Origin of the sequence: Thermomonas sp. (genome assembly GCF_047606765.1) — a bacterium.
Taxonomy (GTDB): domain Bacteria; phylum Pseudomonadota; class Gammaproteobacteria; order Xanthomonadales; family Xanthomonadaceae; genus Thermomonas.
Window position 1 is genome coordinate 1 of record NZ_JASGED010000020.1, and the last position, 8,097, is coordinate 8,097.

At 66.5% G+C, this 8,097-nt stretch carries 8 protein-coding genes; 4 read left to right on the top strand and 4 right to left on the bottom strand.

Annotation, left to right across the window (positions count from 1 at the left end; translation table 11 throughout):
- Positions 1 to 23: 23 nt before the first annotated feature.
- The 4 genes from gph to efp form a co-directional block, all read right to left on the bottom strand.
- Positions 24 to 686, bottom strand: coding sequence for a phosphoglycolate phosphatase (gph, locus tag QM612_RS02125; RefSeq protein ID WP_415252249.1), 663 nt, complete (start codon positions 684 to 686; stop codon positions 24 to 26).
- The gene (gene ubiG / locus QM612_RS02130; RefSeq protein WP_415252250.1) at positions 683 to 1,402 is read right to left on the bottom strand and encodes a bifunctional 2-polyprenyl-6-hydroxyphenol methylase/3-demethylubiquinol 3-O-methyltransferase UbiG; all 720 of its coding nucleotides are present in this window, start codon (positions 1,400 to 1,402) and stop codon (positions 683 to 685) included. The genes gph and ubiG overlap by 4 nt, the downstream gene beginning before the upstream one ends.
- Positions 1,403 to 1,568: 166 nt before the next feature.
- Positions 1,569 to 2,909, bottom strand: a complete 1,341-nt coding sequence (locus tag QM612_RS02135; protein WP_415252251.1) for a TRZ/ATZ family hydrolase — start codon at positions 2,907 to 2,909, stop codon at positions 1,569 to 1,571.
- 109 nt (positions 2,910 to 3,018) lie between these two features.
- A complete protein-coding gene (gene efp, locus QM612_RS02140) occupies positions 3,019 to 3,585 on the bottom strand; it encodes an elongation factor P (protein WP_415252252.1) in 567 nt (188 codons plus the stop codon).
- A gap of 94 nt (positions 3,586 to 3,679) precedes the next feature.
- Here efp and epmB point away from each other — a divergent pair, with 94 nt between their 5' ends.
- The 4 genes from epmB to QM612_RS02160 all read left to right on the top strand — a co-directional run.
- The gene (gene epmB, locus QM612_RS02145; RefSeq protein WP_415252253.1) at positions 3,680 to 4,705 is read left to right on the top strand and encodes an EF-P beta-lysylation protein EpmB; all 1,026 of its coding nucleotides are present in this window, start codon (positions 3,680 to 3,682) and stop codon (positions 4,703 to 4,705) included.
- Positions 4,706 to 4,745: 40 nt separating this feature from the next.
- Positions 4,746 to 6,827, top strand: coding sequence for an EAL domain-containing protein (locus QM612_RS02150; protein WP_415252254.1), 2,082 nt, complete (start codon positions 4,746 to 4,748; stop codon positions 6,825 to 6,827).
- A gap of 13 nt (positions 6,828 to 6,840) precedes the next feature.
- Positions 6,841 to 7,746, top strand: a complete 906-nt coding sequence (gene gluQRS, locus QM612_RS02155; RefSeq protein ID WP_415252255.1) for a tRNA glutamyl-Q(34) synthetase GluQRS — start codon at positions 6,841 to 6,843, stop codon at positions 7,744 to 7,746.
- 44 nt (positions 7,747 to 7,790) lie between these two features.
- Positions 7,791 to 8,097, top strand: a 307-nt coding sequence (locus QM612_RS02160; protein ID WP_415252256.1) for an SDR family NAD(P)-dependent oxidoreductase, incomplete at its 3' end; no start/stop codon positions are given.

Sequence of the window (8,097 nt, forward strand, 5' to 3'; positions counted from 1 at the left end):
CGTGTGCCGAGCAAGCTCGGCACCTACGGCATCGCGCCGTTGATCAATGCGCGGGGCGTTTGCGCCATCACGTCGCCGCCCCACGTGGCCGGATCGTCGCCTTCGATGCGATAGCCCCACAGCGCCACCACCGCGCGCATGCCGGCGGCGCGGGCGGCATCGATGTCGCGCTGGTCATCGCCCACATAGACGCAGTCTGCGATGGCGACGCCAAGTTGCTGCGCCGCATGCAGCAGCGGCAACGGATGCGGCTTGCGCTCCGGCAAGGTGTCGCCGCCGATCAGGATGGCGCAGCGCGCGTCCCAGCCCAGTTTCGGCATGACCTGCCGGGCGAGGTATTCCGGCTTGTTGGTGACGATGCCCCAGCGGCTGCCGGTGGCTTCGATGGCGTCCAGCAATTCGCTCACGCCATCGAACAACACGCTGTTGCGCCCAAGCTCCTGCTCGTAGGTGTCGAGGAACTCGCGGATCATCTCGCCCGGCACCTCGCCGCCCAGCTCCGGGAACGCCGCCGCACTCATCGCACGCGAACCCTTGGACACATGCGGACGCAGCGCATCCAGCGCCATCGGGCCCTGCCCGCGCGCGGCACGCATGCGGTTGACCGTGGCGACCATGTCCGGCGCGCTGTCCAGCAAGGTGCCGTCCAGATCGAACAGCACCAGCTTCGGGAAGGGAATACTCATGCCTCAGGTTTACGCGCGCAGGCGAGGTAATTGATGTCGGTGCGCGAGGCGATGCGCGCCTTGTTGCGCCACGGATCAAACAGCAGGCCGCTGACGTCTTCCAGTTCCAGCCCGGCATCGCGCAGCCAGCGCGCCAGTTCCGAGGGCTTGATGAAGTCGCGGTAGCGGTGCGTACCCTTGGGCAGCAGGCGGGCGACGTATTCCGCACCGACGATGGCCAGTGCGAACGCCGCCGGTGTGCGGTTGAGGGTGGACAGGAACAGCCGCCCGCCGGGTTTCAGCAGCGTGGCGCAGGCGCGGATCACGGAACCCGGCTCCGGCACGTGTTCCAGCATTTCCATGCAGGTGACGGCATCGAACGAGGCCAGGGCTTCGTCGGCCAGTGCTTCCACCGGCATCTGCCGGTAATCCACTTTTATCCCGGATTCGAGACCATGCAAACGCGCGACCTTGAGCAGGTTCGGGGCAAGGTCGATGGCGGTGACCTTCGCGCCTTCGCGGGCCAATGCTTCGCTGAGCAGTCCACCGCCGCAGCCGACGTCGAGCAGATTGGCATCGCGTAGCATCGTGCGCCCGGCGACATAGCCCAGCCGCGCTGGGTTCAGCGCGTGCAGCGCCTTCTGCGGGCCGTCCGGATCCCACCAGCGCTGGGCCAGTTCGTCGAACTTGTCGAGTTCGCTCTGGTGGAAGTTCTGCGAGGCTGCGGCGTTGTTCATGGCGGCATTTTCTCTTTCAGGCCGTCATTCCGGTGAAAGCCGGAATCCAGTTCTTGGCCTTTTGCAACGTTGAAAAGCTGGATTCCGGCTTTCGCCGGAATGACGAGCATGTGGCTTTCGCCGGAATGACGAGCATGTGGCTTTCGCGGGAATGACGAGCAAAACATCACGCATTGCGCACTTGGGCGATCCGCTCGCGCCACTGGCGCGCATTGGCGACCACGCCATCGATGTCCATGTCCACTAGCACGCGCTCGCGCAGCTTGCAGACGCCATCGATCCACACGTCGCTCACCTGCTGGCGGGCGGTGGCATACACAAGTTGCGAGACCACGTTGTGCAGCGGCTGGGTTTCAAGCGCGGACAGGTCGATGCAGACCAGATCTGCGCGCTTGCCGGGCTCGATGCTGCCAACCAGATGATCGAAGCCGATTGCCTGCGCGCCGCCCAGCGTGGCCGCGCGCAGCGCCGTGTGTGCGTCCAGTGCGGCGGCATCCCCGGCGACGGCCTTCGCCAGGATCGCGGCGGTGCGGGTTTCCCCGACCATGTCGAGGTCGTTGTTCGATGCGCAGCCGTCGGTGCCGATGGCCAGCGTCACGCCTGCACGCTCCAGCGCGCAGGCCGGGCAGAAGCCGGAGGCCAGCTTGAGGTTGGATTCCGGGCAATGCACCACGCTGACGCCGCGCTCGGCGCACAGGTGGATTTCGGCCTCGGTGAGCTGGGTCATGTGGACCGCGATCAGACGGTCATTGAGCAGGCCGAGGCGATCGATGCGGGCAATCGGGCGCTGGCCGTGCTGCTCGATGGACTGCTGCACTTCCTGCGCGGTTTCGTGCAGGTGCAGGTGGACCGGGATGTCCAGCTGGTCGGCCAGCATGCGCACGCGGGCGAAGTTGGCGTCGTTGACCGTATAAGGCGCATGCGGCGCGAACGCGGTGGCGATGAGTGCATCGCCGCGCCATGCGTCGTGGACTTCGCCGGCGCGGTCGAAGTATTCGTCGTCGCAGGATGCCCACGCAGTGGGGAAGTCGATCACCGGCAGGCCGATCCGCGCGCGGAAGCCGTGGCGCTTGTAGGTCGCGGCCTGCACGTCGGGGAAGAAGTAGTTTTCGTTGCAGCAGGTGGTGCCGCCGCGCAGCATCTCGGCGATGGCTAGGCGCACGCCATCGGCGACGAAATCCGGGCCGATCACCGCGCCTTCGATGGGCCAGATGTGCTGCTGCAACCAGACCTTGAGCGGCAAGTCGTCGGCGACGCCGCGCAGCAGGGTCATCGGGTTGTGGGTGTGGGCGTTGACGAAGCCTGGCACCAGCGCGGCATCCGGGCGGCAGACCGTTTCCTTCGCGGAGAAACGCGCGCGGGCCTCAAGCCTTGGCAATATCGCGATGATGCTGCCACCGGACACGACAACGGCGTGATCCTCAAGGACCACGCCGTGCGGGACAACCGGCACCACCCAGCCGGCTTCGATCAGAAGGTCGCAGGGTTGTGGTGCTGCCTGGGTCATGCGGAGGCTCCGTAGATGCGGAGCTTGCTCCGCATGCCGTTGGAAAGCGGATGTGGCAATCGGTGCCGATTTCAGCGGAGCAAGCTCCGCTGCTACGGCATCCGCTACGTCACTTGACGCGGGAAACGTACTCGCCGCTGCGGGTATCGACCTTGATGATTTCGTCCTGTGCGACGAACAGCGGCACGCGCACCACCGCACCGGTTTCAAGCGTAGCCGGCTTGCCGCCGGTGCCGGCGGTGTCGCCCTTCACGCCCGGATCGGTTTCGACGATCTTCAGTTCGACGAAGTTCGGCGGCGTGACCTGGATCGGGTTGCCGTTGAACAGGGTGACGACGCATTCCTCTTCGCCCTTGATCCACTTGGCGGCATCGCCCACGCCGGCCTTGTCGGCCTGCACCTGCTCGAAGCTTTCCTGATTCATGAAGTGCCAGTACTCGCCATCGTTGTACAGGTACTGCATGTCGGTATCGACCACGTCGGCGGCTTCCACCGAGTCGGTCGATTTCATGGTGATTTCCTGCACGCGGCCGGTGCGGATCTGGCGATAGCGCACGCGGGTGAAGGCCTGGCCCTTGCCCGGCTTCACGTAATCGGTCTCGGTGATGATGGAAGGTTCGTTGTTGACCAGGATCTTCATCCCGTTCTTGACGTCGTTCATGCCGAGGGTGGCCATGGGGTACTCCTTGGGGCCACCCGCATGGGCGGCTTAGAATGTCGGGTTCAGGAAGTCCCGGCAGTGCCGGGACAGGCATTGGATCGAAGGCGACATGATACCCGCAGCCCCCCTTGCGATGCAGCAGGCGGCACCACGGCGCTGGCAGGCGCTGTGGCGGCAGGCCGTGCGCGACCCGCGCGAGCTGCTGGGGATGCTGGGGCTGGACACGCTTGCGGCGGGCATTTCCGACGATGCAGCTACCCAGTTCCCGCTGCGGGTGCCGCGCGGTTTCATCGCCCGCATGCGCCACGGCGACCCCTTTGATCCGTTGCTGCGGCAGGTGCTGCCGGTGCTGGACGAGGAACGCATCGTGCCCGGCTTCGCGCTGGATGCGGTGGGCGACGAAGCCGCCCGGCGCGGCGCGGGCGTGATCCACAAATACAACGGCCGCGCCCTGCTGATCGCCACCGGCAGCTGCGCGGTTCACTGCCGCTATTGCTTCCGCCGCCACTACCCCTATGCCGATGACAGCGCAGCGGCGGCGGGTTGGCGCGATGCGGTGGCGCTGATCGCGAATGACCGCTCCATCCATGAGGTCATCCTGTCCGGCGGCGATCCGCTGTCGCTGGCCGACCACAAGCTGGCCGAATTGACCGACGCCCTGCGCGACATCCCGCACATCCGCCGCCTGCGCCTCCATACCCGCCTGCCGATCGTGCTGCCGGAGCGGGTCGATGCCGGCCTGTTGGACTGGCTGGACACCCTGCCCTGGCCGGTTGCCATCGTCGTCCATGCCAACCATGCCAACGAGTTCGATGGCAGCGTGGATGCCGCGATGGCCGCACTGCGCGAAACCGGCGCAACGCTGCTCAATCAGGCGGTGCTGCTGCGCGGGGTGAATGATTCGGTCGATGCGCTGGCCGACTTGTGTGAGCGTGGTCACGAATCCGGCGTGCTGCCCTATTACCTGCACCAGCTGGATCGCGTGGCCGGTGCCGCGCACTTCGAAGTATCGGATGATGCCGCGCTGGCCCTGCACGCCGCGCTGGCTGCACGCCTGCCCGGCTATCTCGTCCCGAAACTGGTGCGCGAAATTGCCGGCGAACCCGGCAAGAGCCCGCTGCTGCGGGCCGGATGATGTAGCCTTCCACTCAACCCAGGCACGGATTGCAACCCCAATGGCGATCGGCAAGGACACCGCACTTCGGCTCATGCTGGTTGACGATCAGGTCAACGAGGCAGAGGCCATCGTCAGCGCCCTGCGCAATGCCGGCATCGCGGTACGCCCGATGCGCCCGGAATCGCTGGATGAACTGGCGCAGTTGCTGGCCCAGCAGCACGTTGACCTGGTGCTGGCCGAACACGCCTCCACGCTGCTGCCGTTCGATCAGGTGGCGATGGTGGTGGGCGGCTGTGGCCGCGACGTGCCGCTGCTGGCGGTGCTGGACGGCATCAACGACGACATCCTGGAAAGCGTGCAGGCGCAGGGCGCGCAGGCCGTTGCGCTGCGCGCCCGGCCGCAGCAGTTCCTGCAGGCGGTACGCGCCGCATGGCATGACCTCGATGCACGCCGCTCGCAGCGCTATCTGGAAGCGCAGATGCGCGAAACCGAACGCCGCTGCGACGCGCTGATCGATTCCTCGCGCGAGCCCATCGCCTACATCCACGAGGGCATGCACATCCGCGCCAACGCGGCCTATCTGGAGATGTTCGGCTACGACAGCTTCGAGGACATCGAAGGCATGTCGCTGCTCGATCTGGTTGCGCCGAAAGATGTCGATGCGTTCAAGGCCCTGCTCAAGCGCCTGTCCAAGGGCGAGCCACCGCCGCCGCGCCACGAGCTGACCGCGCGCGACATCGAGGGCAACGATTTCCCGGCGGTGATGGAGTTCACCGCCGCGCAGTACGAAGGCGAAGCCTGCCAGCAGGTGATCTTCCGCCGGCAGGTGGTGGATATCGATCCGGAGCTGGCGCGCCAGGTCGAAGAACTGAAGCAACGCGACGCCGCCACCGGCCTGCTCAACCGCCCGACCTTCCTGGGCTTGCTGGATGCCGCCGTGGCCGATGCCGCCGCACAGGCTTCGGCGCACGGCCTGCTGCTGATCGAGCTGGATCACCATGCCCAGTTGCTGGCGGTGATCGGCCTGGATGCCGCCGACCAGTTGATGGCGGCGATGGGGCGGCGGCTGGAAAGCGTCGCCGGCCAGGGCAGCATTGCCCGCTTCGGCGAGCACCAGCTCGCGCTGCTGGTGCGCGGCAGCGACCACATGGCAACCAGCGAACTGGCCGAACGCATTCGCAACGCCTTCGCCGAACACGTACTGGAAGTCGGCGTGCATTCGCTCAACACCACGGTCAGCATCGGCGGCGTGCAGATCGGCGAAAAAATCGCCAGTACCAGCCAGGTGCTGGCCAAGGCCAGCCAGGGCGTGGTGGCCGCGCTCGGGGTGGGCGGCAACCGGGCTGAGCTGTTCGATCCGGGCGCGGTGGATCGCGCGGAACTGGAACGCATCGAGGCCTGGGTGGCACGGATCAAGGCCGCGCTGGAAGGCGACGGCTTCCGCCTGATGTTCCAGCCCGTGCTCGCGCTGGCCGGCGACGGCAGCGAGATGTACGAGATGTTCCTGCACCTGTACGGCAGCGACGGGGAACCGGTCGAAGCCAGCACCTACATGCAGATCGCCGAGGAACACGGCCTGCTGGGCCAGATCGACCGCTGGGCCATTTCCCGCGCCATCGGCCTGATCGGCGAGCGCCTGAAAACCGGCAAGCGCACCCAGCTGCTGCTGTCGGTCTCGCAGGAAGCCGTGCAGGACAGCACCATGGCGATCTGGATCAACGAACACCTGGCCGCAACCGGCATCCCGGGCGAACTGCTGGCGCTGGCGATACCAGAGGCCAAGGTGTTCACCAATGTGCGCGCAGCACAGGATTTTGCAGGCGCGCTGGCCGGTGCCGGGGTGCGGATCGCGCTGGAGAAGTTCGGTGCCGGCCTCAACTCCATGCAGTTGCTGAGCCACTTCGACCCGGCCCTGCTGAAGATCGACCCGCAATTCGTGGAAGACCTGTCCAAGAACGCCGATTCGCAGAAGCAGGTACGCGAGATCGCAGCGCAGGCCGGCAATCGCGGCATCCGCACCATCGTCCCGAACGTGCAGGACGCCGCCAGCATGACCATGCTGTTCTCCGCCGGTGCGGATTACGTGCAGGGCGATTTCCTGGCCCCCGCCGGGCCGGAGATGAATTACGACTTCAGCTGAGCCGGATCGCGCGATGCCGCCGCCGTGCTACCGCGGGCGCTTTGCGCCCTCGCCCACCGGCCCGCTGCACGCAGGTTCGATGCTGGCCGCACTCGGCAGTTGGCTGCTGGCGCGGCAAGCCGGCGGGCAGTGGTTGCTGCGCATCGAGGACATCGACCCGCCACGCGAAGTTCCCGGCGCAGCACAGGCACAACTGCGCACGCTGGCAGCATTCGGCCTGCGCCACGATGGCGGCATCGAATACCAGAGCAGGCGTGGGCCGTTGTACCAGCGCGCGCTGGATCGCCTGCTGACAGATGGCCTTGCCTTCGAGTGCCATTGCAGCCGCAGCGATCTTGCCGCCGTCGGTGGCATCCATCGCCAATGCGTGGCCGGTGCGCAGCGCCCCGACCCTGCCATTCGCCTGCGCGTGCCGGACGGCTGCGAGATCGCCTTCGATGACCTGATCCACGGTCACGTCAAACAGCGCGTGGATGTGGAGGTCGGCGACTTCGTGCTGCGTCGTGCCGATGGCCCCTGGGCCTACCAGTTGGCGGTGGTGGTCGATGACGCCGCACAGGGCATCACCGACGTGGTACGCGGTGCCGACCTGCTGGATTCCACGCCCCGGCAGATCCTGCTGCAGCGCGCGCTGGGCCTGCCCACGCCACGCCATGCGCATCTGCCATTGCTGCTGGGCGATGACGGCAGGAAGCTGTCGAAGTCCGATGCCGCGCGTCCGGTCGATGATGCTTCGCCCCTGCCTGCGCTGCGCATGCTGTGGCAGGCGCTGGGCCAGCCGCCGCTGGCAGCCGATGCCGGCTCGGTTGCGGCCTTCCTTGATGCCGCAACCGCCGCGTTCCGGCTGGAATGCGTGCCCGGCACGCCGCCGCCGGTTTCCGCCGCAGCGCACAACGGCTCTGCACGCCTGCGTGACTAGAATCGAATCTCCAACCCACGTCCTTCGACCTGCAGGAGATTCACATGACTTCCAGAGTTGCCCTCGTGACCGGTGGCACCGGCGGCATCGGCACCGCCATCGTCAAGCGCCTGGCCGACATGGGCCACAAGGTCGCCACCAATTACCGCAATGAAGAGAAGGCGCGCGCCTGGCAGGACAAGATGAAGGCAGAGGGTTACGACGTGTTCATCGCCAAAGGCGACGTGACCTCGCCGGCCGAAGCCGAGGCGATGGTGCGCGAAGTCGAAGCCACGCTTGGCCCCATCGATATCCTGGTCAACAACGCCGGCATCACCCGCGACGGCACCTTCCACAAGATGAAGGCCGACC

Excerpts from the sequence above, each read along its gene's own strand:
- gph (WP_415252249.1), bottom strand. The coding sequence starts at position 686 with ATGAGTATTCCCTTCCCGAAGCTGGTGCTGTTCGATCTGGACGGCACC.
- ubiG (WP_415252250.1), bottom strand. The coding sequence starts at position 1,402 with ATGAACAACGCCGCAGCCTCGCAGAACTTCCACCAGAGCGAACTCGAC.
- QM612_RS02135 (WP_415252251.1), bottom strand. The coding sequence starts at position 2,909 with ATGACCCAGGCAGCACCACAACCCTGCGACCTTCTGATCGAAGCCGGC.
- efp (WP_415252252.1), bottom strand. The coding sequence starts at position 3,585 with ATGGCCACCCTCGGCATGAACGACGTCAAGAACGGGATGAAGATCCTG.
- epmB (WP_415252253.1), top strand. The coding sequence starts at position 3,680 with ATGATACCCGCAGCCCCCCTTGCGATGCAGCAGGCGGCACCACGGCGC.
- QM612_RS02150 (WP_415252254.1), top strand. The coding sequence starts at position 4,746 with ATGGCGATCGGCAAGGACACCGCACTTCGGCTCATGCTGGTTGACGAT.
- gluQRS (WP_415252255.1), top strand. The coding sequence starts at position 6,841 with ATGCCGCCGCCGTGCTACCGCGGGCGCTTTGCGCCCTCGCCCACCGGC.